The sequence below is a fragment of the Kitasatospora sp. NPDC053308 genome (assembly GCF_055585785.1).
Genome location: NZ_JBVJJY010000015.1, coordinates 95295 through 120773 on the forward strand (window position 1 = coordinate 95295; position 25479 = coordinate 120773).

The 25479-nt window shown below is 72.8% G+C and carries 20 protein-coding genes; 10 read left to right on the forward strand and 10 right to left on the reverse strand.

Features of this window, described 5'->3' with window-relative positions; translation table 11 throughout:
• The first annotated feature begins 498 nt into the window (after nucleotides 1-498).
• Complete coding sequence (gene tpx / locus ACZ6Y7_RS28015; protein WP_465760714.1) at nucleotides 499-999, forward strand: thiol peroxidase; 501 nt, start codon at nucleotides 499-501, stop codon at nucleotides 997-999.
• 564 nt (nucleotides 1000-1563) lie between these two features.
• Here the strand turns inward: tpx and ACZ6Y7_RS28020 are convergent.
• Genes ACZ6Y7_RS28020 through ACZ6Y7_RS28030 form a run of 3 tightly spaced genes read right to left on the reverse strand, consistent with a single transcriptional unit; the run spans nucleotide 1564 to nucleotide 3594 of the window.
• Complete coding sequence (locus ACZ6Y7_RS28020) at nucleotides 1564-2319, reverse strand: SDR family NAD(P)-dependent oxidoreductase (protein WP_465760715.1); 756 nt, start codon at nucleotides 2317-2319, stop codon at nucleotides 1564-1566.
• Complete coding sequence (locus tag ACZ6Y7_RS28025; protein ID WP_465760716.1) at nucleotides 2316-3299, reverse strand: 3-oxoacyl-ACP synthase III family protein; 984 nt, start codon at nucleotides 3297-3299, stop codon at nucleotides 2316-2318. The genes ACZ6Y7_RS28020 and ACZ6Y7_RS28025 overlap by 4 nt, the downstream gene beginning before the upstream one ends.
• A 34-nt stretch (nucleotides 3300-3333) precedes the next feature.
• Entirely contained in the window at nucleotides 3334-3594 is a 261-nt protein-coding gene (locus ACZ6Y7_RS28030; RefSeq protein ID WP_402214061.1) for a hypothetical protein, read from the reverse strand.
• 2403 nt (nucleotides 3595-5997) lie between these two features.
• Between ACZ6Y7_RS28030 and ACZ6Y7_RS28035 the strand changes: the two genes are divergently transcribed.
• The 6 genes from ACZ6Y7_RS28035 (at nucleotide 5998) to ACZ6Y7_RS28060 (ending at nucleotide 14465) form a co-directional block, all read left to right on the forward strand.
• Nucleotides 5998-6891, forward strand: a complete 894-nt coding sequence (locus tag ACZ6Y7_RS28035; protein ID WP_465760717.1) for a class I SAM-dependent methyltransferase — start codon at nucleotides 5998-6000, stop codon at nucleotides 6889-6891.
• Nucleotides 6892-6945: 54 nt separating this feature from the next.
• Complete coding sequence (locus tag ACZ6Y7_RS28040; protein ID WP_465760718.1) at nucleotides 6946-8637, forward strand: flavin-containing monooxygenase; 1692 nt, start codon at nucleotides 6946-6948, stop codon at nucleotides 8635-8637.
• A 2037-nt stretch (nucleotides 8638-10674) separates the two neighbouring features.
• Nucleotides 10675-12156 (forward strand): FAD-binding protein, encoded by a 1482-nt coding sequence (locus ACZ6Y7_RS28045; protein ID WP_465760719.1) that lies wholly within the window; start codon nucleotides 10675-10677, stop codon nucleotides 12154-12156.
• Between the two features lie 164 nt (nucleotides 12157-12320).
• Nucleotides 12321-12812 carry a hypothetical protein gene (locus tag ACZ6Y7_RS28050; protein WP_465760720.1) on the forward strand — a complete coding sequence of 164 codons (492 nt, stop codon included), beginning with the start codon at nucleotides 12321-12323 and terminating at the stop codon, nucleotides 12810-12812.
• 53 nt (nucleotides 12813-12865) lie between these two features.
• Nucleotides 12866-13795 (forward strand): alpha/beta fold hydrolase, encoded by a 930-nt coding sequence (locus tag ACZ6Y7_RS28055; protein WP_465760721.1) that lies wholly within the window; start codon nucleotides 12866-12868, stop codon nucleotides 13793-13795.
• 7 nt (nucleotides 13796-13802) lie between these two features.
• The gene (locus tag ACZ6Y7_RS28060; RefSeq protein ID WP_465760722.1) at nucleotides 13803-14465 is read left to right on the forward strand and encodes a 4'-phosphopantetheinyl transferase family protein; all 663 of its coding nucleotides are present in this window, start codon (nucleotides 13803-13805) and stop codon (nucleotides 14463-14465) included.
• 36 nt (nucleotides 14466-14501) lie between these two features.
• On the opposite strand, the gene ACZ6Y7_RS28065 is transcribed toward ACZ6Y7_RS28060, so the two are convergent.
• From ACZ6Y7_RS28065 to ACZ6Y7_RS28075, 3 genes are all read right to left on the reverse strand, one after another.
• Complete coding sequence (locus ACZ6Y7_RS28065) at nucleotides 14502-15662, reverse strand: SGNH/GDSL hydrolase family protein (RefSeq protein ID WP_465760723.1); 1161 nt, start codon at nucleotides 15660-15662, stop codon at nucleotides 14502-14504.
• 90 nt (nucleotides 15663-15752) lie between these two features.
• Nucleotides 15753-16346, reverse strand: a complete 594-nt coding sequence (locus ACZ6Y7_RS28070; protein WP_465760724.1) for a TetR/AcrR family transcriptional regulator — start codon at nucleotides 16344-16346, stop codon at nucleotides 15753-15755.
• 219 nt (nucleotides 16347-16565) lie between these two features.
• Nucleotides 16566-17573 carry an AraC family transcriptional regulator gene (locus tag ACZ6Y7_RS28075; protein WP_465760725.1) on the reverse strand — a complete coding sequence of 336 codons (1008 nt, stop codon included), beginning with the start codon at nucleotides 17571-17573 and terminating at the stop codon, nucleotides 16566-16568.
• Nucleotides 17574-17890: 317 nt separating this feature from the next.
• Between ACZ6Y7_RS28075 and ACZ6Y7_RS28080 the strand changes: the two genes are divergently transcribed.
• The gene (locus ACZ6Y7_RS28080; RefSeq protein ID WP_465760726.1) at nucleotides 17891-18358 is read left to right on the forward strand and encodes an anthrone oxygenase family protein; all 468 of its coding nucleotides are present in this window, start codon (nucleotides 17891-17893) and stop codon (nucleotides 18356-18358) included.
• Nucleotides 18359-18430: 72 nt separating this feature from the next.
• Here ACZ6Y7_RS28080 and ACZ6Y7_RS28085 read toward each other — a convergent pair whose 3' ends face one another.
• From ACZ6Y7_RS28085 to ACZ6Y7_RS28100, 4 genes are all read right to left on the reverse strand, one after another.
• Nucleotides 18431-19177: a polysaccharide deacetylase family protein gene (locus ACZ6Y7_RS28085; protein ID WP_465760727.1), complete on the reverse strand. Its 747-nt coding sequence runs from the start codon at nucleotides 19175-19177 to the stop codon at nucleotides 18431-18433.
• Between the two features lie 252 nt (nucleotides 19178-19429).
• The gene (locus tag ACZ6Y7_RS28090; protein WP_465760728.1) at nucleotides 19430-20029 is read right to left on the reverse strand and encodes an anthrone oxygenase family protein; all 600 of its coding nucleotides are present in this window, start codon (nucleotides 20027-20029) and stop codon (nucleotides 19430-19432) included.
• Nucleotides 20030-20401: 372 nt separating this feature from the next.
• Nucleotides 20402-21238 (reverse strand): Rossmann-fold NAD(P)-binding domain-containing protein, encoded by an 837-nt coding sequence (locus ACZ6Y7_RS28095; protein ID WP_465760729.1) that lies wholly within the window; start codon nucleotides 21236-21238, stop codon nucleotides 20402-20404.
• 511 nt (nucleotides 21239-21749) lie between these two features.
• On the reverse strand, nucleotides 21750-22520 hold the full coding sequence (locus ACZ6Y7_RS28100) for an NAD(P)H-binding protein (protein WP_465760730.1): 771 nt from the start codon (nucleotides 22518-22520) through the stop codon (nucleotides 21750-21752).
• A 259-nt stretch (nucleotides 22521-22779) separates the two neighbouring features.
• On the opposite strand from ACZ6Y7_RS28100, the gene ACZ6Y7_RS28105 reads away from it, so the two are divergent.
• Together ACZ6Y7_RS28105 and ACZ6Y7_RS28110 are read left to right on the forward strand one after the other, a co-directional pair.
• Nucleotides 22780-23688, forward strand: coding sequence for a helix-turn-helix domain-containing protein (locus tag ACZ6Y7_RS28105; RefSeq protein ID WP_465760731.1), 909 nt, complete (start codon nucleotides 22780-22782; stop codon nucleotides 23686-23688).
• Nucleotides 23689-24010: 322 nt separating this feature from the next.
• Complete coding sequence (locus ACZ6Y7_RS28110; RefSeq protein WP_465760732.1) at nucleotides 24011-25465, forward strand: hypothetical protein; 1455 nt, start codon at nucleotides 24011-24013, stop codon at nucleotides 25463-25465.
• Nucleotides 25466-25479: the final 14 nt, after the last annotated feature.

Consider the following 25479-nt stretch of genomic DNA (forward strand, 5'->3'; position numbering starts at 1 on the left):
CACGGGGCGGGCCGCACGAACCGGCCGGCCCACGACTCCCCCCACCGCGCCGCACCCCGACCCACCACCGCGCCGCTGGACGGAACGCCCGCGGACAGGACCCCTCCACGCACGCACCACCCACCACCACCGGCCCCGCACGGAACACCACAGCGCCCGGGCGGAGCGAGCGCGAAGGGGCGCCCCGTGTGCGGCTCTCCCACCGCGCCGCACCATGGCCCTCCGCCACCGCCGCCGAGTCGCCCCGCCGCCCCCGGACGGGCCGGCCACGAGCCGCAGTGCAGGGCGGGGTGCAGGGCCGGGCCACGAGCCGCAGTGCAGGGCGGGGTGCAGGGCCGGGCCACGGGCCGCCGGGCCGGGGTGCGGGCGGCCACGGGCCGGGGGCGGGGGTGGTGCGGGGAGGGGTGTCCAGTCGGTGGTCAGGGGGTGGGCGGGGCGGGGGCGGGCAGTAGGATCGGCGGCGTTGCACACCCGTACACCGCTGGTAGGAGGCTTTTCATGGCTCAGGTCACGCTGAAGGGGAACCCGGTCGAGGTCGGCGGCGCGCTGCCCGCCGCCGGCAGCCAGGCCCCGGCGTTCACGCTGGTCGGCGCGGGGCTCGCGGACACCTCGCTGAAGGACTTCGCGGGCACCCGCAAGGTCCTCAACATCTTCCCCAGCATCGACACCCCGACCTGCGCGACGTCGGTGCGCACCTTCAACGCCCAGGCCGGCGCCCTGGACAACACCGTGGTGCTGTGCATCTCCGCGGACCTGCCGTTCGCGCAGGCCCGGTTCTGCGGCGCCGAGGGCCTGGAGAACGTCAAGACGCTGTCCACCCTGCGCGGACGCGACTTCCACGACGCCTACGGCGTGGCCATCAACTCCGGCCCGCTGGCCGGCCTGACCGCGCGCGCCGTGGTCGTCCTGGACGAGAACGACACCGTCCTGCACACCGAGCTCGTCTCCGAGATCGCCGACGAGCCGAACTACGACGCCGCGCTCGCCGTCCTGAACTGACCCACCCCGGACGCACCCCCGCGCCCCCACCCCCACGCACGCATCCGTGCACGCATCCGTGCACGGCGCGCTCGCGCGTGACCGCGGCCCGCCGCCCCCGACTCCCCGCCACCCGGCCGGGAACCCCCGGGGGCCGGCGGGCCGCCGCCGTCCCGGGCCACACCGCCCCCGCCCCGGGCCACACCGCCCCCGGAAACGGGTGCGCCCGCCCCACGCCGACGGCACGCGGGCGCAGGCACGGGAACAGGGCCGCGCCCACGAGCCCCCCCCCCCCGCGCGAAGCGGGACCGAAAGGACGAACGGCCGCCCCCGCGACCCGCGAACGGCCGGCCCCGCGCACCGGCCCCGCCGGAAACCGCGCGCGGCCCCCGGGGGACGGAACGGTGACGACGAACAGGTACGCCGCCCCCGCGACCCGCGAACGGCCGGCCCCGCGCACCGGCCCCCGCCGGAAACCGCGCGCGGCCCCCGGCCCCGCGCCGACGGCACGGGAACGGGGGCGCGGGTACGGAAGGCCGCGCCCGCGAGCGCGACCCCTAGAAACCGCCGGGCGGGCCGGGGGGTTCAGGTGATGGAGGCCCCGGAGTCGATGCTGATGACCTGCCCGGTCATGCAGTCCTGGTCCAGGAACAGCGTGACGGACGCGGCGACCTCGGCCGGGGTGACGAACCGCGGCACCGGGACCTTCTCCAGCATCGCGGTCTTCACGTGCTCGGGCAGGGTGTCCGTCATCCCGGTGATCATGAAGCCGGGTGACAGGGCGTTGACCGTCACCCCGCGCCGCCCGCACTCCGCGGCCAGCGTCCGGGTCAGGCCGATCAGCCCCGCCTTCGACGCCGAGTACGCCGTCTGCCCGGCGGTGGCGATCAGACCCGACGGCGACACGATGTTGACGATCCGCCCCCACCGCGCGCGCAGCATCGCCGGCACGCACACCCGCGCCGTGTGGAACGAGCCGATCAGGTTCGTGTCGATCACCTGGCGCCACTCGGCGGGGTTCTGCATCGCCATCAGCGCGTCCTTGCGGATCGCACCGTTGTTGACCAGCACGTCCACCGGCCCCAGCGCCGCCCGGATCTCCTCGTACATCGCGCTCACCGCGTCGAAGTCCGCGACCGACCCGCTCACCAGCACATGCGCGTTGGACAGCCGCGCCGCGGTCTTCTCCGCCCCCTGGCGGGAGCTGTTGTAGTGCACCGCGACCCGGCACCCCGCCGCGTCCAGCGCCACCGCCAGCTCACTGCCCAGGCCCCCGGAGGCACCGGTGACCAGCGCCACCGGCGCCTGGGGACGCTCACCGAACACCGTGCCCGCGCTCACCGCGCGCCTCCCCACGTCAGCAGGACCGAACCCCAGGTCATCCCCGCGCCGAACCCGGCCAGCAGGACCGTGTCACCGTCCTTGATCCGCCCCGCGTCCAGCGCCTCCGCCAACGCGATCGGGATCGAGCCCGACGCGGTGTTGCCGTACCGCTCCAGGTTCGTCACCAGCCTCTCGCGCGGGATACCGGTGTGCGACAGCACCGAGTTGATGATCCGGATGTTCGCCTGGTGCGGCACCACGTGGTCCACCTCGGCCGCGGTGATCTTCGCCTGCTCCAGCGTCTCGCGGATCGTGCGCACCGTGTACCGCACCGCGTTCAGATAGATCTCGTTGCCGTTGATCTGCGCGTAGTGCAGGCCCTGCGCGACGGTCTGCGCGGTCGTCGGCATCCGCGAACCGCCCGCCAGGACCTTCAGGCTGTTCTTGCACGAGCCGTCCGCGCCCAGGTTCCACGCCCGGATCCGGTCCACCGGACCCGGCGTCAGCACCACCGCGCCCGCCCCGTCCCCCACCAGGATCGACAGGTCCCGGTCCGCCGGGTTCGCGGTCTGCGTGTGCGTGTCCGAACCGATCACCAGGATCGGCCGCGGATCCATCCGCATCAGGCCCACCGCCGTCACCAGCGCGTACACGAACCCCGCGCACTCCGAGTTCACGTCGTGCGCGCTGCCCGCGATACCCAGCTCGTCGTGGACGAACGCCGACGTCGCCGGCGAGGGCTGCTCCGGGGTGGCCGTGGCCACGATCAGATGCGCGATGTCCGCACCCGTCAGCCCCGCCCGCTCCAGCGCCCGGCGCCCGGCCTCGACCGCCATCGACGCCGTGGTCTGGCCCGGACCCACCGCCCGGCGCTCACGGATCCCGCACCGGGAGACGATCCAGTGCTCGTCCACCCCGAACCGCTCGGCGAGCTCCTCGCTGGTCACCACCTTCTGCGGGACCCACATCCCCCAGCCGGCGACGTCGAAACCGCTCATCTCACCCGACCCCTCTCTCCCCGCCCCCGGGGCCTCAGTTGCCCTCGGCGGGAACGAGCGCCAGGATCCGCTCGTGCACCACCCGCAGCGTCGTCGTGTCGTCGATGTCCGCGAACAGCGACTCGTCGGCCGGAATGTGCGGGTACTGGTTCTGGAACCCGTACAGCCACTCCATCAGGTCCAGCGAGTCCACGTCCGCGATGTGCTGCAACGCCGCGTCCGCGTCGATCTCACGCGCACCGGACACCGCCTGCAGCTGCTGCGCCAGGTCCTCGATGGTGGGGATCTGCGACATGGGTGATCGTTTCCTCTCCTCGCCCGCCCCGGACTCACCGGGACACGGGCGGCTGTCAACGCGTCGAATGGAAAAAAGCGGGTCGAACAAGGACCGCCACCCGCCCACCCCCCTGCCCACCACCACAGCCGTTTCCCGGCCACGGCCACGGCCACGGCAGCGGCAGCGACGACGGCAACGGCAACGGCAACGGCAACGGCGGCCGCAGACGGGAAGCGCCACACCCGGAACCCACCGCCGACCCCCCGCCCGCCACCCGCAACACCCGCAGCGGCACACGACAAACACAGGGAACCGGCGAACAGACCCGGACAAGCACCCCCGGCCACACCAGCAGGAAGAAACCGGACGGAAGGCGACCCGGCCGTGGGGGCCGCGTCTCTTGTCGAAACCGCATGAAACCCCCGCCCCCGCAAACGCCCCGCAACCCCCCACCCCCCGACCCCCTTGCGCCCCCCTTGCGAGACACACGCTTACCTGACCCACAACACACCGCACCCGCACGCCCACCGCCACACCACCCACCAACGGCCAGACGACCGGACGGCCAACCAGCCCAACGGCCCGACGGCCCGACGGCCAGACGACCGGACAGCCAACCGGCCGGCCCGGCACAGCACCACCCGCCGCCGGCCACCGGCGGTACCGCCACCACAGCACCACCCCGCACGGCAGCACCCCCCGGGGCACCGGCCGTCCCGCCTGAGTCCGCACGCCAGCCAGCAGAGCAGGACCAGGCCCACACGAACCGGCACCACAGGCACGGCACACACCAACCACCGCCGCCCGCACGCCGGTTCACCACAGCACCACCGCACACGGCACCACCGCACACGGCACCACCGGTACGGCAGTCCCCCTCAGGGACACCCGCCACACCGACAGGCCACATCCACAGGCCGGGTTCGGCACCCGCACCACCACGCACGGCACCACCCGGCCACCCGGCCGTCCGCCAGGACGGCCACCACAGCACCACCCCGCACGGCAGCACCCCCCGGGGCACCCGCCGTCCGCCTGAGTCCGCACGCCAGCCAGCAGAGCAGGACCAGGCCCACAACGAACCGGAACCACAGGCGGCGGCACACACCAACCACCGCCGCCCACACGCCGGTTCACCACAGCTCCACCACGCACGGCACCACCGGTACGGCAGTCCCCTCAGGGACACCCGCCACACCGACAGGCCATATCCACAGGCCGGTTCAGCACAGCGCCACCGGCCGGCGACCACCGATCACCGGCCGTAGGTCGCGACAGCATCACCCGGTACGGCAGCACCCCCAGGGGCACCTGCCGGCCGCCTGGGTCCGCACGCCAGCCAGCAGAGCAGGACCAGGCCCACAACGAACCGGCACCACGGCACGGCACACACCAACCACCCGCTCCTGCAGGCCGGTTCACCACAGCACCACCGCACACGGCACCACAGGTACGGCAGTCCCCTCAGGGACACCCGCCACGCCAACAGGCCACATCCACAGGCCGGGTTCGGCACCCGCACCACCACGCACGGCACCACCCGGCCACCCGGCCGTCCGCCAGGACGGCCACCACAGCACCACCCCGCACGGCAGCACCCCCCGGGGCACCCGCCGTCCGCCTGAGTCCGCACGCCAGCCAGCAGAGCAGGACCAGGCCCACAACGAACCGGAACCACAGGCGGCGGCACACACCAACCACCGCCGCCCACACGCCGGTTCACCACAGCACCACCGCACACGGCACCCCCGGTACGGCAGTCCCCTCAGGGACACCCGCCACACCGACAGGCCATATCCAAAGGCCGGGTTCGGCACCCGTACCACCACGCACGGCACCACCCGGCCACCCGGCCACCCGGCCGTCCGCCAGGGCGGCCACCACAGCACCACCCCGTACGGCAGTGCCCACGGGCACCGGCCGTCCCGCCTGGGTCCGCACGCCGGCCGGCAGAGCAGGACCAGGGCCACAACGAACCGGCACCACAGGCACGGCCCGCACCAACCACCCGCTCCTGCAAGCCGGTTCAGCACAGCACCACGCACGGCACCACCCGGCCACCGGCCGTCCGCCAGGGCGGCCGGCACAGCGCCACCCGGTACGGCACAGCCCACGGGCACCGGCCGTCCCGCCTGAGTCCGCACGCCGGCCGGCAGAGCAGGACCAGGCACCCGCCACACCGACAGGCCGCGCCCACACCGGTGCGGCACACCGCACCACCGGCCGTACACCGGTACACCGGTCAAGCCGGTCGGCCGGTGCTCCGGTCAAGCCGGCCGGCCCGGTGCTCCGGTCAAGCCGGTCAAGCCGGCCGGCCGGTACGCCGGTGCTCCGGCCGGCCGGTCACCCGGTGCGGACGGCCGCCGGCCGTCCGCCCGTCGTTCCGTTCCCGCAAACCCACCAACCGAGGGGCCCCATCCCATGACCACCGTCGAAGCCCGTTCCATCAACCCCGACGTCGAGGCCATCCGCCACCACTACGAGGTCCCCAACGAGCTCTACCGCCTCATCCTGGGCCCGACCATGATGTACTCCGGCGGCTACTGGGAGGACGGCGAGGACCTCGTCGCCGTCCTCGACGAAGCCCAGGAACGCAAGCTCGACGTCTTCACCGACCTCGCCCGCGCCGCCCACACCAACAAGGTCCTGGACGTCGGCTGCGGCTGGGGCACCATGCTCAACCGCCTCACCACCGTCCACGGCGTCAAGCGCGCCGTCGGCGTCACCCTCTCCCGCACCCAGGCCGACTTCGTCGACGCCCTCGCCAACCCCGCCATCGAAGCCCGCGTCGAAAGCTGGGAGGACCACCGCCTCGCCGACGGCGAGGACCCCTACGACGCCGCGTTCTGCATCAACGCCCTCGAACACTTCGTGCTCTCCTCCCTCACCCCCAAGGAGCGCACCCAGCGCTACCGCGTCTTCTTCAAGCAGATCCACTCCCTCCTCAAGCCCGGCGCCCGCTTCGTCCTGCACACCATGACCGTCGAGAACCCCCCGCTGCGCCGCCGGCTCCTGGACGACCTGAAGTTCCTCCAGCGCGAGGAGTTCGAGGGCTGCCACATCCCGCGCCTGCCCGAACTCGCCACCGGCCTCGACGGCCTCTTCGAGGTCACCGAGATCCGCAACGAACCCGAGTCCTTCGCCCGCGCCTGCCGCGCCTGGCTCCAGCTCCTGGCCGCCCGCCGCGACGAAGCCGTCGCCATGACCGACGAGACCACCGTCGCCCGCTTCGAGCGCTACCTCGACATCTTCGCCTACACCCTCGAAGACCACATCTTCAACAACTTCCGCGTCACCCTCACCCGCCGCGCCTGACCCCCAGGCCACCCCACCGGCACCTCAGCCACCGCAGAAGAGGACACCGACGCCATGACCACCACCCCCGCCCCCGACCGCACCACCCCCACCACCCCCCACACCACCACCGGTGCCACCGCGGCCCCCACCGCCCCCGCCCCGGCGGCGGGGGCCACCCCCACCACCACCGCCGGCACCACCACCGGCGCGGGCAGCGCGGGCGCGGCGGGCACCACCGCCGCCCCCGCCACCCGCACCACCCCCCACCCCACCGGCGACCTCGCCGTACGCCACCTCAACGTCGCCGTCATCGGCGCCGGCATCTCCGGCCTCGGCACCGCCATCGGCCTCCTACGCGCCGGCGAGAACGACTTCCTCGTCTTCGAACGCGCCGACGACCTCGGCGGCACCTGGCGCGACAACACCTACCCCGGCTGCGCCTGCGACGTCCAGGCCCACCTCTACTCCTTCTCCTTCGCCCGCAACCCCGAGTGGAAATCCACCTTCGCCACCCAGGCCGAAGTCCACGCCTACCTGCGCCAGACCGCCACCCGCCACGGCGTCGACGCCCACCTGCGCTACAACCACGAACTCCTCGAAGCCCGCTGGGACGACACCCACCACCACTGGAACCTCACCACCAGCCAGGGCCGCTACACCGCCCGGATCCTCGTCACCGGCACCGGCTACCTCTCCGACCCCGCCATCCCCGACCTGCCCGGCCTCGACACCTTCACCGGCACCGTCTTCCACTCCTCCCGCTGGAACCACGACCACGACCTCACCGGACGCCACGTCGCCGTCATCGGCACCGGCGCCTCCGCCATCCAGTTCGTCCCCGAGATCCAACCCCACGTCGCCCGCCTCGACCTCTACCAGCGCACCCCCCCATGGGTCGCCGCCAAACCCGACAAACCCAACACCCCCCGCCACACCTGGATGCTGCGCCACCTCCCCGGCTACCAGCGCCTGCGCCGCAACTTCAACAAACACGGCCGCGAAATCGTCGCGTTCTTCATGTCCCGCCCCACCCGCACCACCGGCATGAAGAACATGGCCGCCGGCCACCTCAAGAAGAGCGTCAAAGACCCCGCCCTACGCGCCCGCCTCACCCCCGACTACACCGTCGGCTGCAAACGCCTCCTGTTCTCCAACACCTGGTACCCCGCCATCCAGCAACCCAACGTCGACATCATCTCCGACACCATCACCCACATCGGCCCCACCCACATCACCACCGCCGACGGCACCCGCCACCACACCGACACCATCATCCTCGCCACCGGCTTCACCGCCACCGACCGCCCCATCGCCCACCGCATCCACGCCCGCGGCACCACCCTCGCCCACACCTGGAACACCCACGGCATGACCGCCCACCGCGGCACCACCATCCACGGCTTCCCCAACCTCTTCATGATCCTCGGCCCCAACACCACCCTCGGCCACTCCTCCCAGACCGTCATGATCGAAGCCCAGATCACCTACATCCTCGCCGCCCTCAAAACCCTCCACACCCACCACCTCACCACCCTCGAAGTCCGCGAAGAAGCCCAGAAAACCTACAACCACACCCTCCAGACCCGCCTCAAGAACACCGTCTGGAACCAAGGCGGCTGCACCAGCTGGTACACCGACACCCAAGGCAACAACCCCAGCATCTGGCCCGCCTACACCTGGACCTTCCGCCGCCAAACCCGCCACCTCGACCTCACCAACTACCAAACCGCCACCCACACCGACCACACCACCCCCACCCCCTAACACCCCCCACCAGCACCGCACCGACAGGGACACCCCGCCACCGCACCAGCCCGGACACCGCACCCCGGCACCGGCACCGGCACCGGCACCGGCAGGGACACCCCACCCGGCCGACAACACCACCGCACACCACACACCGGCGACAGCACCACCCGCCAAACCGACCCGCCACCCCACAGAGGACCAGCACCACCACGGCACCACCACGGCCCGCCGCCCGACCCACCCGGGCGGCGGCCGCCCCCCACCACCCACACCCCACAACCACCCCGCACCACACACCCGTCACAACCGGACAGGACACCGACCCGCAACCCGAGGGAACCGGAACAGGCGACCCGAACCACACCCCGCAGGTCACGACGCCACCCCACCGGCTACCCGCCACCCGCCACCGACCACCGGCCCCCGGCCGCACGACCACCCCACCGAACGGGAACCAGGCAACGGCAGGCACACCACCTCCCGCCACCGCCGAACCACCAGCCACCACAAGCCCGTAACCGCCGCACCCGACCAGGACCCGCCGGCCCGACCACCACCCCCGGACCGCACACCACCACCAGGCGACGACCGCCCACACCAGCCGAACAACCAAGCACCACACGCCCGTCACAACCAGGCAAGGCACCGACCCGCAACCCGCAACCCGCAACCCGCAACCCGCAACCCGCAACCCGCAACCCGCAACCCGAGGGAACCGGAACAGGCGACCCGGACCACACCCCGCGGGTCACGACGCCGCCCCACCGGCTACCCGCCACCCGCTACCGGCCACCACCCGGCCCCCGGCCGGGCAGCCACCCCGCACGACCACCCCACCGAACGGGAACCAGGCAACGGCAGGCACACCACCTCCCGCTGCCGGCGAACCACCAGCCACCACAAGCCCGTTACCGCCGGAGCCGACCAGAGCCCGCCGGCCCGACCACCACCCGCGGACCGCCCACCACCAGGCGAACAACCAAACACCGCAAGCCCGTCACAACCAGCCACCCGCCCGCGACCCGCAATCCACGGAAACCGGACCGGGCGACCCGAACCACACCCCGCGGGTCACGACACCGCCCCACCCGCCACCCGCCACCCGCCACCACCCGGCCCCCGGCCGGGCAGCCACCCGCACGACCACCCGCACCAGGCGAACAACCAAGCACCACAAGCCCGTCACAACCGGGCAGGACACCGGCCCGCAGCCCGCAACCCGCAACCCGCAACCCGCAACCCGCAACCCGCAACCCGCGGGAACCGCAGCAGGCGACCCGAACCACACCCCGCGGGTCACGACACCGCCCCACCGGCTACCCGCCACCCGCCACCACCAGGCCCCCGGCCGGGCAGCCACCCGCACGACCACCCCACCGAACGGCAACCAGGCAACGGCAGGCCCACCACCTCCCGCCACCGGCGAACCACCAGCCACCACAAACCCGTTACCGCCGCACCCGACCAGAGCCCGCCGGCCCGACCACCACCCGCGGACCGCCCACCACCAGGCGAACAACCAAACACCGCAAGCCCGTCACAACCAGCCACCCGCCCGCGACCCGCAATCCACGGAAACCGGACCGGGCGACCCGAACCACACCCCGCGGGTCACGACACCGCCCCACCCGCCACCCGCCACCCGCCACCACCAGGCCCCCGGCCGGGCAGCCACCCGCACGACCACCCCACCGCAGCCCCCGACCGGCACCCACAACTCCACACCACCGGCCCCCACGGCCCACCCCACACAGCCCACCCCCGGGCCCGGACCGTGAACCCTCACCACGCCGGCCCCCGGACGCCCGCCCCCGACCCCCCGGGGCCCGCGGGCCACCCCCACACCCGGACACAACCCCACACCCCACACCCGAAACACCCGCCGCGGCACCCGCACCACCCGCAGGACCGCACCACCCGAACGACCACTGCATTCACATGACCGAACGACCGTATGACCCCACACCCGGACGGCCACCGCCCGACGGCACCCGCACCCGCACGACCACCACACCCCGACAAACCGCCACCCGAACACGGAGACACCACCCCATGAACCACCCCCACCTCACCAGGCGCACCCTCCTCACCGGCGCCGCCGCCACCGTCATCGGCTACAACACCACCACCCGCACCTGGGCCACCACCCACGACACCCCCACCGGACACATCTCCCCCGCCCCCACCCTCCAAGGCACCCTCACCACCGCACCCGCCACCCGCACCGCCTTCGCCCACGACTTCGGACGCCTCACCACCACCACCCCCCACGCCGTCCTCAACCCCGCCAACGCCCAAGACATCGCCACCGTCATCACCTACGCCAACCGCCACAACCTCAAAGTCGCCATGAACGGCCAAAGCGGCACCGGAGACGACCTCGAATCACACTCCAACTACGGCCAAGCCGGCGCCCCCGGCGGCATCAGCATCAACGCCCGCGCCCTCAACCGCATCCACACCATCACCCCCACCAACGCCACCGTCGACACCGGCGTCACCTGGGCCCAACTCACCGACGCCACCCTCCCCCAAGGCCTCACACCCCCCGCCCTCACCGACTACCTCCACCTCTCCATCGGCGGCACCATCAGCATCGGCGGCATCGGATCCACCGTCCACAAACACGGCCTCCAAGCCGACACCGTCGAAGCCATCGAAATCGTCACCGGCAACGGCCACATCCTCACCGCCACCCCCACCCACAACCCCGACCTCTTCCACGCCGCCCTCGCCGGCGCCGGACAATTCGGCATCATCACCCGCGCCACCCTCAAACTCATCCCCGCCCCCCAAAACGCCCGCGTCATCACCCTCCACTACAACGACCTCACCACCTTCCTCACCGACCAACAAACCCTCCTCAACGACGGCCGCTTCCCCTCCCAAGTCGGCGAAATCCTCATCCAACCCGACAACCAACCCCCCCGCTACACAATCGAAGCCGTCGCCCACTACAACGGCACCACACCCCCCGACCCCACCCCCCTCCTCACCGGCCTCCACCCCAACCCCGACGAAACCACCATCACCGACACCACCTACCACCAATACATCCACCGCGCCGACGCCTTCGCCGACACCATCAAAAACCTCGGCTACTGGAACGCCCCCAAACCCTGGCTCTCCCTCTTCCTCCCCGCCACCCAAACCAAAACCTTCCTCACCGAAACCCTCCCCCACCTCACCCCCGACGACATCGGCCAAGGCCTCCTCCTCTGCTACCCCTTCCCCACCCACAAACTCACCCACCCCTACGCCATCACCCCCGACGAACCCACCACCTACCTCTTCGACCTCCTCACCTTCCCCCACCCCCACACCGACCCCACCCCCGCCCTCACCCGCAACCGCCACCTCTACGACCGCGCCGTCCAACTCGGCGCCAAACGCTACCTCGTCGGCGCCATCCCCCACATGACCCCCACCGACTGGCAAACCCACTACGGCCCCCAATGGACCAACCTCACCACCACCAAAAACCAACACGACCCCCACCACACCCTCACCCCCAACCAACACATCTTCCCCTAACACCCACAACACCCCGAACCCCCGGAACCCGGGAACACCCCGAACCCCCAAAACCCCAAACCCACCCCCCAAAAAAACCCGAAAGCAACCCCCCGGAAACCCCCGAACCCACACCCCCCTCAAACACCCAGCAAAAACCCACCCCGCACCCGAAAGGAAAAACCATGCACGCCATCCACCACACCGACCACACCATCCTCCCCCACCCACCCCACACCGTCTGGAACGCCCTCATCAACGAACTCAACGGCAAAACCACCTGGTGGCACCCCCACAACACCCACCAACCCGGCCCCACACCCCCCCACCACACCGGCGGCACCACCCACACCACCATCCACCCCGCAGGCATCGGCAAACCCGGCCCCAAACTCCACTTCACCAGCACCACCACCCACATCACCCCCCACCACACCCTCACCCAAACCCACACCGGCCACTTCCACGGCACCACCACCTACACCCTCACCCCCCACCCCCAACCCCACAACACCACCCACACCCAACTCACCATCACCTTCACCACCACCCCCCACCACTGGCCCAAACTCCTCCACCACCTCACCAACCTCACCACCAAACACACCACCGCCACCCAACACGCCCTCACCAACCTCCACCACCACCTCACCAACACCACCAACACCAACCAATAAAAAACAGAAAAAGAAAAGCCCGAATAACACCACACAAAAAGGAGGGCCCACCCATGCAGACCGCCGAAATCCCCGCTCTGCCGGCCGAGCACGTCGTGACGGCCACCGACCACACCGCGACCACGGACGACCTCGCCCGCCTAGCCATCACGGTCCACCAGCCCGCCGCACCCGACACGACCCAGCCGCTGGTGGTGCTCGTGCACGGGTGGGCCGCCTCGCGGACGGTCTGGCACGCCACGGCGCAGCAGTTGGCGGCGGCCGGGCACACCGTGGTGACGTACGACCAGCGGGGGCACGCCTCGTCCACGGTGGGGCGGGAGGCGATCAGCATCGAGCGGCTCGCCAAGGACCTGGACACCGTGATCGGGACGTTGACGACGGCGGAGCGGCCGCTTGTGGTGGTCGGGCACTCGGGTGGCGGGTACGCGGCGCTCGCGTGGGCGACGAAGCTGGCCGAGTCCGAGTCCGAGTACGTATCGGCGGGCAGCGGCAAGGCGGCGGCCGGCGACGCCGGTAGGCGGTTGGCCGGGCTGGTGCTGGTGTCGACGGCCTCGCACGGGCAGGACACCCCGGCGAACGAGGTCAAGATGATGGGGTCGAAGCTGTTCAGCCGGGCCCTGCGGACGCCGTGGCTGGGGCGCAAGCTGCTCGGTCAGACGCACGGGCCGCGCGCCACGTTGGAGGCCCGGGAGGCGAACCGCCGGCTCTTCGCGTCCACCCTGCCGCAGACCCGGGCGGCGTGCTTCGCGTCGTCCCAGGGGATGGACCAGCGGGCCGGGCTGGCCCGGATCTCGGCGCCGGTGGTGGTGATCACCGGTACCGAGGACAAGGTCGTCAAGCCGTCCTTCAGTCAGGAGCTCGCCGCGGCCCTGCCCCAGGCCACGCTGCAGAAGGTGATCGGCATCGGGCACATGGTGCCGCTGGAGGTTCCGGAGCACGTCGCGCACCACGTCCACCAGCTGGTCCTGGCCGGCCGCTGATCGCGCCGTGACCACCACCGTTCCGGCCGGCGTCCTGGCCACCTTGCTGCCGCCGTACGTCCAGGGCGCCGAGGCGTTCGGCGACCTGGAGGTGGGCCGTCTCCACCCTGCGGAGGCGGCCTACATCCGGGGCCGGTCACCGCGTCGGCGGCGGCAGTTCACCACGGCGCGGACGCTGGCCCGTCACGCCCTGGCGGAGCTCGGCCATCCGCCGCGTCCGCTGTTTCCCCTGCTGCCCGGGCTCGGGGGCGCGCCGCAGTGGCCGTCGGGGACCGCAGGGAGCATCACCCACACCGACGGCTACACGGCCTGCGCCGTCACGGGGACGGACCGGTACGTCTCGATCGGCATCGACGCGGAGCCCGTCCGGCCGTTGTCGCGCGGGGTCCTGGATCTCGTCGGGTCGGAGGAGGAGCGGCGCCGGCTCGCCGCGCTGCCGGTGGACGGCACGCCGTGGGACACCGTGCTGTTCAGCGCGAAGGAGGCCGTCTACAAGGCGGTCCATCCGCTGACCCGCACCTGGACGCCGCTCGCCGCGATCAGCGTGGCCGTCCACCCGGACGGCACGTTCAGTGCCCGGCACCCGCACCGCGGAGGCGTGGGTACCGGGCACTGGGGCGTCCGCCGGGACGTCGTCATCACCACCCTGGCCCTCCCTCCGGGCAGTTGAGCGCCGGGCCGCGACGACCGCCGCGGTCGCGGCGCGTCACGCGGGCAGCGGGCCGCCGGGAGCGAGGGCCACCTCGGTGAAGCGTTCCGCGATGAGGCGGTGGGCCTCCGGGGAGGGGTGGAGGCCGTCGGGGAGCGGGTGGGTGTCGTGGTCGGCCTCGCCGTAGAGGGCGAGGCCGTCGAGGTGGTGCAGGGCGTGGTCGCCGTCGGCGCGGCGTTCGGCCACGATGCGGGCGAGGTGCTCGCGGATGACGGTGAGGGTGAGACGGCCCGCGGCGCGTTCGGCCGGGTCGCCGGTGGCCCGGAAGCGGAGGGTTCCGCTGCTGAAGTCGGGGGCGAGCGGGCCCGGGGTGTCCTCCTGCAGGGGGCAGAGCAGCGGGGAGACGACGAGGAGCGGCGTGGTCGGGTGGCCGTCGCGGATGGTGTCCAGGAACCCGTGGACCGCCGGGGTGAAGGCGCGCAGCCGCATCGCGTCGGCGTTCACCAGGTTGATGCCGAGCTTGAGGCTGATCAGGTCGGCGGGCGTGTCGCGGATGGCGCGCGCGGTGAAGGGGTCGAGCAGGGCGCTGCCGCCGAAGCCGAGGTTGACCAGGTCCAGCCCGGCGCGGTTGGCCACCAGGGCGGGCCATGTGCCGGTCGGGTGGGTGGCGTTGGAGCCGTGGCTGATCGAACTGCCGTGGTGCACCCAGCGCTTGCGCGGGCCTGCCGGGACGGGCCGGAGCGGCGCGTCCGTGTCGAGGGCGATCAGTTCGGTGGTCTCGGTGTGCGGGAGCCAGATCTCGACGGTCTTGTCCCGGGCGGGCAGGCCGGTGAACCGGGCGCTGCCGGACGGGCCTTCGGTGAGGTCGAAGCGGCCGGTGGCGAGGTCGACGGTGCGCAGATTGCCGCCGGGGACGGTGGCCTGGGCGGCGAGCGCGCCGTCGACGAGGAGGTCGTACACCCCGTCGGGGACGTGTGGGACGCCGGGGTAGGCGCGTTTGGTGGGCACGGCGTGCAGGGTGATCGCGGTGGCGCTGGTGCGGAAGGCGAGGCGGACGCCGGAGGGCTGGGACTCGGCCATGGCGAGCTGCTCGTCGGGGATCTGCGGGCGGGCGCGGGCGGGCAACCGGTGCGGCAGCAGACCGCGGCGGGTGTGCTCGACGTCCAGGTGGCCGTGCAGGAGGTCTTCGGTGACGGGGGTGGTGATCGTCGTGGTCATGGTGCTTCTTCGGGTCGTCGTACGGGCGCCGGGCGGTGCCGCCGGATGCGGGTGCCACGGGGCGTGAACGCACCGGTCCCGTAGGGGTGTTCAGGTCGTGGTGGTGTCGGCGGCGATGCCGGTTCCGCCCGCGCGCAGCAGGGCGTCGAGGGAGTCGATGATCCAGTCCCAGGACTGCCGCGGGTCGACGGTGGTGTGGCTGAAGCCGCCGGCCGCCTCCAGGCTGATGTAGCCGTGGAAGACGCTGCCGAGCATCCGGACCGCGTGGGTCTGCTCGGGCTCGGTGAGGTCGTAGCCGCGCAGCAGCGCCCTGGCCATCTGGGCGTGCCGGACTCCCGCGCTGGCGGCGGCGGTTCCGGCGTCCAGGCGCAGGCGGGTGGCGTCGTAGCGGCCGGGATGGCGGGCCGCGTAGTCGCGGTAGGTGTCGGCGAAGGCGCGGAGCGCGTCCCGGCCGGACCGTCCGGCGAGGGCGTCGGCGACGAGGTCGGCGAGTTCCGCCAGGGCGTGGAGCGCGATCCGGGTCTTGAGGTCCTGGGAGCTCTTGACGTGGGAGTAGAGGCTGGCGGTCTGGACGCCGAGGCGCCGGGCGAGCGCGGCGGCGGTCACCTGCTCGAAACCGAGTTCGTCGGCGAGTTCGGCGCCCGCGACGACGACGCGTTCCACGGTCAGGCCTGCCCGTGCCATGTGCTGCTCCTCCCGTCCTGCCTGCCGCTGCCGACGCACCAGGGGTACGCCGGCACACTATGGACAGTATGGGATTACCTAAAGGCTTTAGGCAAATGGCGCTGCCGCTCAGGCGCCGGCCTGCGTTCTCCGGCCTGTACGGTCCGACCCAGACGTGCGGGTCGGACCGCCCGCGCCCAGACCGGGCGGCCCAGCCCGTCCGCCCCCGGACCGTGCGGCTCAGCCCGCCAGGATGACCGTCTCCGCCGGTCCCGAGAAGCCGGCGGGCTGCGGCGGGGTGCCGGTGGCGGCGAGCCGGCGGTGCTCCTGCGGGCTGATGCCGCGCACCCGCTTGAAGGCCGCGGAGAGGGCGAAAGCGTTGCTGTAGCCGACCTTGCGGGCCGCGAAGGCGACGGTGCACTCCGGCTCGCGCAGCAGGTCGGCGGCGACGGCCAGGCGCCAGCCCGCGAGGTACGCCATCGGGGGCTCCCCGACCAGGGCGGTGAAGCGGCGGGCCAGGCCCGCCCGGGAGACCCCCACCCGCTGCGCCAGCTCGGCGACCGTCCAGGCGGTGGCCGGGTCGTCGTGCATCAGCCGCAGGACCGGGCCGACCACCGGATCGTGCTGGGCCCGGTACCAGGCCGGGGCGCCGGAGTCGGGGGCGGCGAGCCAGGCGCGCAGCACGGAGACCACCAGCAGGTCGAGGATGCGGTCGAGGACGAGCTCCTGGCCGGGCTCGTTGCGCCCTATCTCGGCGGCCAGCAGGTGCACCAGGGTGTCGTCGGCGCCGGTGCCGGCCGGGCGGACCAGCAGCGCCGGCAGGCAGCCGAGCAGGCGCTGGCCGATCTCGTGCTCCGCCTGGTAGGTGCCGGAGAGGACCACCGAGGAGGCCTGGTCGCCCTCCCGGCCCTGCCCCCAGGTCCGGACGCCCAGCGACATCACCTCGGAGACGTCCACCCCGCCCTTGGTGCAGACCTGGCCCGGACCGACGATCACGTCCACCGGCGTGTCCGGGTCGTCCGCGACGGTGTACGGCTCGGGGCCCCGCACGATCGCCACGTCCCCCGGGTGGAGCAGCAGCGGGGTGCCGCGCTCGGGCAGGATCCAGGCGGCGCCGCGGACCATCGTCACGACCGAGAGCGGGGCCCGGTCCTCGATCCGCAGTGACCAGGGCGGGGTGAGGATCGACCGCAGCAGGAACGCGCCACGGGCCTTGGGGCCGTCGAGGAGTCCCGTCAGAGTGTCCATGCCGCCAAGTGTAGACGGCAGGACATTATTTGACGCTCCGTCATTTGAGAGACTCTTGAGTGATCGAGGTGGCTCGGGCGCCGGAAATGCCGGATGATCTGCCCACGGGGGTATGACGACACGCAGCGGCCACGCGACGACAGCACGAGCGACACAGCGACGGCGACGGCGACGGCAACGGCGACGGCGACGGCGACGGCAACGGTGACGGCAACGGCGTCGCCAGGAGCGACAGCGACGTGCGCGCGGCGCCTGCGATACCGACAGCGAGAAGTGAGGGGCTCACGACGATGGAAACGGCACGCACACTCGTCCTGGTGGCGGCCACTGTCACCTGTGGACTGACCGCCGGACTGTTCTACGCCTACGCGTGCTCGGTCATGCCCGCGCTCGCGCGGGTCGAGGACCGGACCTTCATCGAGGTCATGCAACGCGTCAACGTGGCGATCCTGAACGGCTGGTTCGTCCTGGGCTTCGTCGGTGCCCTGCTGACCACGGCGGCCGCGGTCGCCCTGCACCTGCCCTCGGACGGCCACGACGTCCTGCCGGCGACCGTCGCCGCGCTGGTGCTGTACGTCCTGATGATCGGGGTCACCCGTTCGGTGAACATCCCGCTGAACGACGAGCTGGCCGCCGCCGGCGCACCGCAGCGGATCGCCGACCCGGCCGGCGTGCGCGGCCGGTTCGAGGCCCGCTGGGTCCGCTTCAACGTGCTGCGCGCCCTGCTCTCCACCGGCGCCCTCGGCTGCCTCGCCTGGGCGCTGGTCCTCAACGGGCAGAGCTGACGGCCGCGCAGCGCCCGCCGCGCACCGGCCGTTCACCCCACGCATGCTTCCCCGACGCCACCCTGAGCGCCCTCAGCCGCACAGGGTGGCGAAGCCGTACCCGCGCGCCTTGAGTGTGGAGATGATCCCGGGCAACGCGGCCACGGTCTGGCTGCGGTCGCCGCCGCCGTCGTGCAACAGGATCACCGAGCCCGGACGGACGTTGTTCAGCACCCGCGAGCGGATGGCCGCCGCACCCGGCCGGGACCAGTCCGCCGGATCCACCGACCAGAGCACCACCTGCTTGCCGAGCGCCGCCGCGCGTGAGCGCACCGCGCCGTCGACCGCGCCGTACGGCGGGCGCAGGCAGTTCGGGGTACGGCCGGTCCGGGCGCGAATCACCTGGTCGGTGGTGCTCAGCTGGGCGTCGAGCGCGGCGCCGGACAGCCTGCGCAGGTCCGGGTGCGACCAGGAGTGGTTCTGCACGCTGTGGCCCTCCCGGGCGACCTGCGTGGTGAGTGCCGGGTGGGCGGCGACGTTCTGCCCGATCTCGAAGAAGGTCGCGCGCACCCCGTAACGGGCGAGCGCGGCAAGGACCTTGGGCGTGTAGGCGGGGCTCGGGCCGTCGTCGAAGGTGAGGTACACGACCTTGCCGCCGTTGACCCCGTGGCCACCGCTGCCGCCGGCCGCCTCCGCGGGTGCGGCGGGCAGCGCGGCCGCGACTCCGGCCGTCAGGGCGACGGTGAGCGCGCCGATCGCGGCCCGGAGCCTGCCCGTCGGCCCTCGGCCCGCCCTCGTCGGCCTGACCGCCGCCCCTCGCTCGCCGGTACGTCCGAACATGCCCGCCCCCTCGCGGTCGTCACTGCGCTGCCACCGGCCAGTCTGCGCCGACAGCCCGGCCGCCGCGACCCGCCGGAGGGCGGGGCGGACGGATCCGGCCAGCCGGCCACCACGGCCGCCGACGCCGGTCCCGGGCCCGCTCGACCCTGGCCTGACCGGGTCTCTCGGCCGGACCAGGGTGGAGCGGGCAACGCCGCGGCGCCCCCGGCGGTATCAGCCGGGGGCGCCAACGGCGGAGCGGGGCGGCGGGGTTCAGCGCCCGGCACGTCCGTGCAGCACCAGGGAGCGGGTCAGCGCCAGCAGGCCGCCCGTGCACAGCGCGGTGCGGAGCATGTTCACCGGCACCCAGCTGTCCGCGAAGTGCGACCGCACGGACGCGAAGTCCTGGATCTGGGACGGGTCACCGGCCGCCGCCAGCTGGTTGTTCAGCGGGATGTTGACACCCATGGTGACGATCAGCGCCACCACGTACAGCGCCGTCGCCAGCGCGGCCCACAGCGCCGCCTGCCGTCGGCCCGCCTTGTGCAGCAGCCACGCCGCGGCACCCGTCGCGACGAAGGCGCCGACGAAGACCAGGCCGAACATCCCGTTCTCGATCGACTTGTTGATGTGCTGCATCGCCGTCACGTACGTCCGGTCGTCACCCGCCGCCAGGCCCGGCATGACCGACACGTCGAAGGCGAAGAACAGCCCCGCCATCAGGCCCATCGCGACGGTGGCGCCCACCAGCAGCGGGCCGGTCGCCCTGCTGCGGGTGCCGGGCCCGGCCTGGGCCGCGCCGCCCGGCGCGAGGCCGGTGAAGGACGGTGAAGCGGTGTAGGAAGCAGGAGTCGCGGTCTGGTTCGAGCGCATAGGTCATCCTTCGGTTCTCCCCGGTCCCCGCCCTGCGCGGGGACCTCCCGGAACCGGGCGCACCGGTCTCCTCACCGCTCCCGGCCACGGCCGGAGCTGACGGTCAGGGGGCCGGCGCCTCCCGGCACCGACGTTTATCTGAACTGCCGCACGGGCGACAGGTGTTGCCGCATGAGCAGAAGCTGTCGCGGTACGTGCGCCAGGCGTGGCGGTACGAGCGGAAGCTGTCGCGGTACGAGCGGCGGGTGGTGCGCTCCGGGGCCGAGCGGCAGGTGGTGCGCTCCGGGGCCGGGCGGCGGGTGGTGCTCTCCCGGGCCGGGCGGCGGGTCGTTCTCGTCGACCGCGTCGGGTCGGTCGGACGGGCCCGGGCGCTCACGCGTTCCACACGCCGGAGGCCGCGGCCTCCCGCGCGTAGTCCGCGAAGTCCCTCGGCTCACGCCCCAACGCCCGCCGCACCCCGTCACCCAACGACGCGTTACGACCGTCCAGGATCACCGAGAACAACTCCGCGAAGTCCCCCGGCAACCCCGCCTCCACCAACACCGCCCGGTACGCCTCCTCGGACACCGCCTCGAACCGCACCTCACGACCCACCGCCCGCGACAACTCCCCCGCCACATCCGCGAACGACAGCAACCGCGGCCCCGTCACCTCGTACACCTCCCCCGCGTGCCCCGCCTCCGTCAACGCCGCCACCACCACATCCGCGATGTCCTCCACGTCCACGAACGGCTCCACCGCACCCCCCACCGGCAACGCCAACTCCCCCGCCAGCACCGGCTCCAGGAAGAACGACTCACTGAAGTTCTGGTCGAACCACGCGCACCGCACCACCGTCCACGCGGCCCCCGACCCCATCACCGCCTTCTCCCCCGCCTCCGCCGCCTCCTCGCCACGCCCCGACAACAACACCAACCGCCCCACCCCACGCGCCGCCGCCAACCGCGAGAACGCCCCCACCGCCTCCACGGCACCCGGAAACGCCAGATCCGGGTAGTACGTCAGATACGCCGCACTCACCCCCTCCAACGCCCCCTCCCACGTCCCCTCGTCATGCCAGTCGAACGGCACCGCACCCGACCGCGACCCCACCCGCACCCGATATCCACGAGCCGCCAACCGCTCCGCCACCCGCCGACCCGTCTTCCCCGTCCCACCCACCACCAGCACCACACCGGCATCCGCCGCCAGATCCACCACACCAGCCATCACGACCACCCTCACCCGAAGCAGGAACCGGACCGGACCGGACGGACGACCCCGGAGCCCGCGGCCCCTTCGCATCCGTCCTCATGTCCACCAGTCAATGCCACCCCGAGCCGGCGAACCATAGCCTCCACACTCAGCTCCATGCGCGAGCGTCTACGTCCCCGGGAGAGCCCGCGAAGCCCCTCGCGGCCACCCCGCCCGACCCCGGGAGATCCGGGGCCACGCATCCTCCGTCCACCACCAGAACACACCCAAGCCGCCACGAACCACCCGCCTTGACCCGCCTTCCAGCGCCCCTTGAGCACCCGGCGGCGGGAGGCGGGCCTGCACGATCGGGTGGGACTGGTAGGCCCGCCTGTTCATGTGGGACGTGTTCGCCCGCAACCGGCCCGGCGGCCGCTGAGCGGTGTGGGCATGCCGCGCGACGGTGAGGAGGTGCTGATCGTGCGTGCCGTCCCAAGCCCCCGCCGCCTGGCTGGCGCGGCCCCGCCGACGGCCGGTGCCGGCCGTCTCAGTGGAATTCGCCTGCGTGCTCCTCGCACCACTCGCGGAAGGTGCGGGGCGCGATGCCGGTGAGGTTGGTGACGTCGTCGCCGATGACTCCGGCGCGTCCGGCGCGGAAGAGCTCGTTGAGGTCCCGCAGCGCGTCGGCGAAGTCGGCCGGGGTGCCCTGTTCGATGCTGTGCCGGGCGAACTGTTCGGGGGTGAGCGGCACGAACTCGATGGTCCGTCCCAGGACGTCGGCGAGAATCTCCACCTGCTCGCGAGCGGTGAGCGCCTGCGGGCCGTTGATGATGTAGCCGCGCCCGGCGTGGCCGTCCTGGGTGAGGGCGACGGCGGCGACGCGGGCGATGTCGAAGGGGTCGACGGGCACCGTCTTGCCGGGGTCGCTGGCGTCGTAGACCCGGCCTTCGTCGCGGATCGTGGGCAGCCACCATGTCGCGTTCGACATCAGGGTGTTGGCGCGCAGGTAGGTGACGTCGAGCCCGGAGTCGCGGAAGACCTGGTCGCGGGCGGCGATCCCGGCTCCGATCACGGGCAGCGGTTCGGTGACCGTACCGATGGAGGACAGCACCACGATCCTGCGCACTCCGACGGTGCGGGCGGCCTTGATCATGTTCTCGGCCTGCGCGGGCAGCGGGGCGAGCTGCAGGAAGAAGACGCCGTCGACACCGCGGGCGGCCTCGGTCAGGCTCCCGGTGTCGTCCAGGTCGCCGACGGCGGTGTCGATGCCGGCCGGGATCAGTTCGGCGCGCGAGGCACTGCGGACCAGGGCCCGCACGTGGGTGGTCCTGCTCCCGGAGCTGGGTGGTCAGGGCGCTGCCGACGTTTCCGGTGGCTCCGATGACGAGGAAGGAGGACATGACGGATCCTTTCGGGATCGATGGGTGGTGGAGCGGTGGACGAGGCCGAGGAGCCCGAGTGTTCGTCTCCGGCTTCCTTCTCCCCCGACGCCGGGTCGAGTCTGGCCCGCGGGAGCCGGGGCAGCGTGGCCCAGGTCGGGCCACCCAGGGGCCCGGCACTGCGTCGACAATCAGGTCATGACCACCGAGAATGCGGCTGTGAGCGAGGGACCGGATCTGGCGACGATGCTGCGCTCCTGGCGTGCCAGGGTCCGCCCGGAGGACATCGGCTCTCCCTTCGCCCGCGGCGCCCGCCGCACCCCGGGGCTGCGGCGGGAGGAGGTCGGCTGGCTGGCCGGCGTCTCGCCCGACTACGTCAAGCGCCTCGAACAGGGCCGCGCGCACCCCAGTGCCGACGTGCTGCGGGCGCTGGCCCGCGCCCTGCGACTCACCGCCGCCGAGTTCACGCTGGCCTGCCGCCTCGCCGGGCACGCCGCCGAGCTCGACGGGAGCGTCCCCCAGCTCATCGGCCCCAGCGTGCAACGGTTGCTGAACCGCCTGGCCGACGTCCCGATCGCGGTGTTCGACGCGGCCTGGACCCTGCTGGAGCACAACGACCCGTGGGCGGCCCTGCACGGCGAGACGCGACGCCGCCCGGGCCGCGAGACGAACCTGGTCTGGCGCACCTTCCACAACGACCCCGGCAGGGTCCGGCACCCCTCCCCGGAGGACCACCGGGCCTCCCTGGTCGCCGACCTGCGCGACGTCGCCTCCCGCTACCCGGCCGACCGCCGACTGGCCGCCATGATCAGCGACCTGCGCCGGTCGAACACCGACTTCGCCCGGCTCTGGGACGGCTGCGCCGTCGCGCACCACGCCGGCGAACGCAAGACCGTCGACCACCCCCACGTCGGCGCGCTCGAACTCGACTGCGACGTGCTCTCCCTCCACGGCGCCGACCTGCGCATCGTCGTCTTCACCGCTGCCCCCGACAGCGAAGCCGCCGACAGACTCCGGCTCCTGACCGCCCTCGGCCTCCAGGACATGACCTCGCCGACCCCCGGCCCACCCGCCCATGCCGAGGACTCCGCCCCGGGGGCCGCCTGAGCCGCCGCACTGCTCGGCCCCCGAGCCCTTCGCGGCCGGGAAGGCCGCCGGCCTTCGAGCCGGCGCGTGCGAGCTGGAACGGGGCGAGGTGGGCCGCCGGTGACCGGAGAACCGCCGGTGACCGGAGAGCCGCCTCCGGTGAACTGCCCGGCCGCGCGGTCGCGGTAGGTCGGCCGAGCCCGGACTCCTCCCGTCCGAGAGGAAAGCGGACGGCGGCGTCGAAACGGTGTGGCGGCGATCGGGCGCGGACGCTATGCTCCCCGACGATGACCACTCACGCTGCTCTCAGATTGGGGGTCCCGTCCGCGAAGAGTGAGTGCTGATGCTCACTTCCACCGCGAACGGGAACGACTCCCGCCTCTCCTTCTGGCGGCGCGTACGCGAGTACGCCGTGCCGCCCTCCATGATCGAAACTGCCACCGCCCGCCGTCTGGCCGGGGACTGGGCAGGGGCCTGCGCGGCCGCCAACGTCGAGGTCGACTTCCGCCTCGGGGACGTCGCGCGCACCCACGGCCGGGAGCTCGCGGACCACTTGCGCGCCGATCTCCGTTGCCTCGCACCGGACTTGCTGCGCTGGCACCTGCCGCGGACCGCGCCCGACGGGCTGCTGCGCCCCGGGCTCACCATGCCTCTCGCTCGCTACCCGGGCGAGCGGCCGGTGTCCCTGGTGGTCCGCACACCGCCCGCGTGGGCGGAGTACGGCCAGCGGATCGCCCTGGCGCTCTGGACCGGGAACAGGGCCGGTGACGGGCTCCGGACCAGAGCCGGGAACGGCGCCGGTGACAGACTCGGGAACGGCGCCGTGCACACCCACCGGTACGGCAACAGGTACGGGGACGACCGCGGCGACACCCGCTCGCCGCACCCCCATCCGTACCCCAGCCGCCGGTTCCGCTACGACCTCCACCGGCACCTCTGGGACGCCGGGCGCAGCGCGGAACTGGCCGCCCGGTGCGGCCACCCTTCGCCAACCAGCCTGCAGGACGACGACGTTGGCGGCTCCCTCCGGCTCCGCGCGGTCGACCGGTGGGCGGCGGAGGCCACGCTGCTGCGGCATGCCGACGGGCACCCCGACGGTCCGGTCACGGTACTGCTCGAAGGTCGCCGCCGGCTGCTCCTCGGGCCGGACGGATGCCCGGCGGACGCCACCGGGGACACATCGGCGCTGCCCCTGCTGCCCGACGCCGCGACCTGGGTGCCACCCGACCTCGATCTGCTGCGCAACGGCGCGATCGAGCCGGAGCGCCTGCACCCGCTGGTGGCCGCCGCGTTGGCGCCCGGGTATTCGCGCCGGACGGACCGGCCGGGCACGACCGGGGCCGAGCGACTGGTGGACTGCCGCGGGGCGTGGCACCGGATCGGCCTGGTCGACGGGGTGCTCGCCCCGCTCGACCACGATCCGTCCGAGCTGCGCCGCGAGGAGCTGCTCTCCGCCTTCTCGGGCACACCGCTGCCCTGCCTCCAGGCGGTCGACCGGGCGCACCGCCGCCCGCACCAACTGGACGGCATCCGCGGCCGGTTGGTGCACGGCGACGCCACCGGGGCGCTGGCCGTGGTCGAGGACCTGCTCGGCCCGGAGGCGGTGCTGCGCGACGGCCCCCTGCGGGACGCGTTCCTGGCGGCCGCGCAACGGCGGATCGCCTACGGCCGCTACCGGGCGGGCCTGACCACCGAGGGGCCCTGCGCGTTCCCGTTCCGCCCGGGCCCGCCCGGGCACCTCACCCGGCCGTTCCGACACCTGAACAGGGCCCACCCGCGCCACGCCGCCTTCCGCTGACGGCCGACCCCGCC

What these genes read in the sequence shown, in the direction of transcription:
- tpx (WP_465760714.1), top strand. Translation starts at nt 499, where the DNA reads ATGGCTCAGGTCACGCTGAAGGGGAACCCGGTCGAGGTCGGCGGCGCG.
- ACZ6Y7_RS28025 (WP_465760716.1), bottom strand. Translation starts at nt 3,299, where the DNA reads ATGAGCGGTTTCGACGTCGCCGGCTGGGGGATGTGGGTCCCGCAGAAG.
- ACZ6Y7_RS28030 (WP_402214061.1), bottom strand. Translation starts at nt 3,594, where the DNA reads ATGTCGCAGATCCCCACCATCGAGGACCTGGCGCAGCAGCTGCAGGCG.
- ACZ6Y7_RS28035 (WP_465760717.1), top strand. Translation starts at nt 5,998, where the DNA reads ATGACCACCGTCGAAGCCCGTTCCATCAACCCCGACGTCGAGGCCATC.
- ACZ6Y7_RS28040 (WP_465760718.1), top strand. Translation starts at nt 6,946, where the DNA reads ATGACCACCACCCCCGCCCCCGACCGCACCACCCCCACCACCCCCCAC.
- ACZ6Y7_RS28045 (WP_465760719.1), top strand. Translation starts at nt 10,675, where the DNA reads ATGAACCACCCCCACCTCACCAGGCGCACCCTCCTCACCGGCGCCGCC.
- ACZ6Y7_RS28050 (WP_465760720.1), top strand. Translation starts at nt 12,321, where the DNA reads ATGCACGCCATCCACCACACCGACCACACCATCCTCCCCCACCCACCC.
- ACZ6Y7_RS28055 (WP_465760721.1), top strand. Translation starts at nt 12,866, where the DNA reads ATGCAGACCGCCGAAATCCCCGCTCTGCCGGCCGAGCACGTCGTGACG.
- ACZ6Y7_RS28065 (WP_465760723.1), bottom strand. Translation starts at nt 15,662, where the DNA reads ATGACCACGACGATCACCACCCCCGTCACCGAAGACCTCCTGCACGGC.
- ACZ6Y7_RS28070 (WP_465760724.1), bottom strand. Translation starts at nt 16,346, where the DNA reads ATGGCACGGGCAGGCCTGACCGTGGAACGCGTCGTCGTCGCGGGCGCC.
- ACZ6Y7_RS28075 (WP_465760725.1), bottom strand. Translation starts at nt 17,573, where the DNA reads ATGGACACTCTGACGGGACTCCTCGACGGCCCCAAGGCCCGTGGCGCG.
- ACZ6Y7_RS28085 (WP_465760727.1), bottom strand. Translation starts at nt 19,177, where the DNA reads ATGTTCGGACGTACCGGCGAGCGAGGGGCGGCGGTCAGGCCGACGAGG.
- ACZ6Y7_RS28090 (WP_465760728.1), bottom strand. Translation starts at nt 20,029, where the DNA reads ATGCGCTCGAACCAGACCGCGACTCCTGCTTCCTACACCGCTTCACCG.
- ACZ6Y7_RS28095 (WP_465760729.1), bottom strand. Translation starts at nt 21,238, where the DNA reads ATGGCTGGTGTGGTGGATCTGGCGGCGGATGCCGGTGTGGTGCTGGTG.
- ACZ6Y7_RS28105 (WP_465760731.1), top strand. Translation starts at nt 22,780, where the DNA reads ATGACCACCGAGAATGCGGCTGTGAGCGAGGGACCGGATCTGGCGACG.
- ACZ6Y7_RS28110 (WP_465760732.1), top strand. Translation starts at nt 24,011, where the DNA reads ATGCTCACTTCCACCGCGAACGGGAACGACTCCCGCCTCTCCTTCTGG.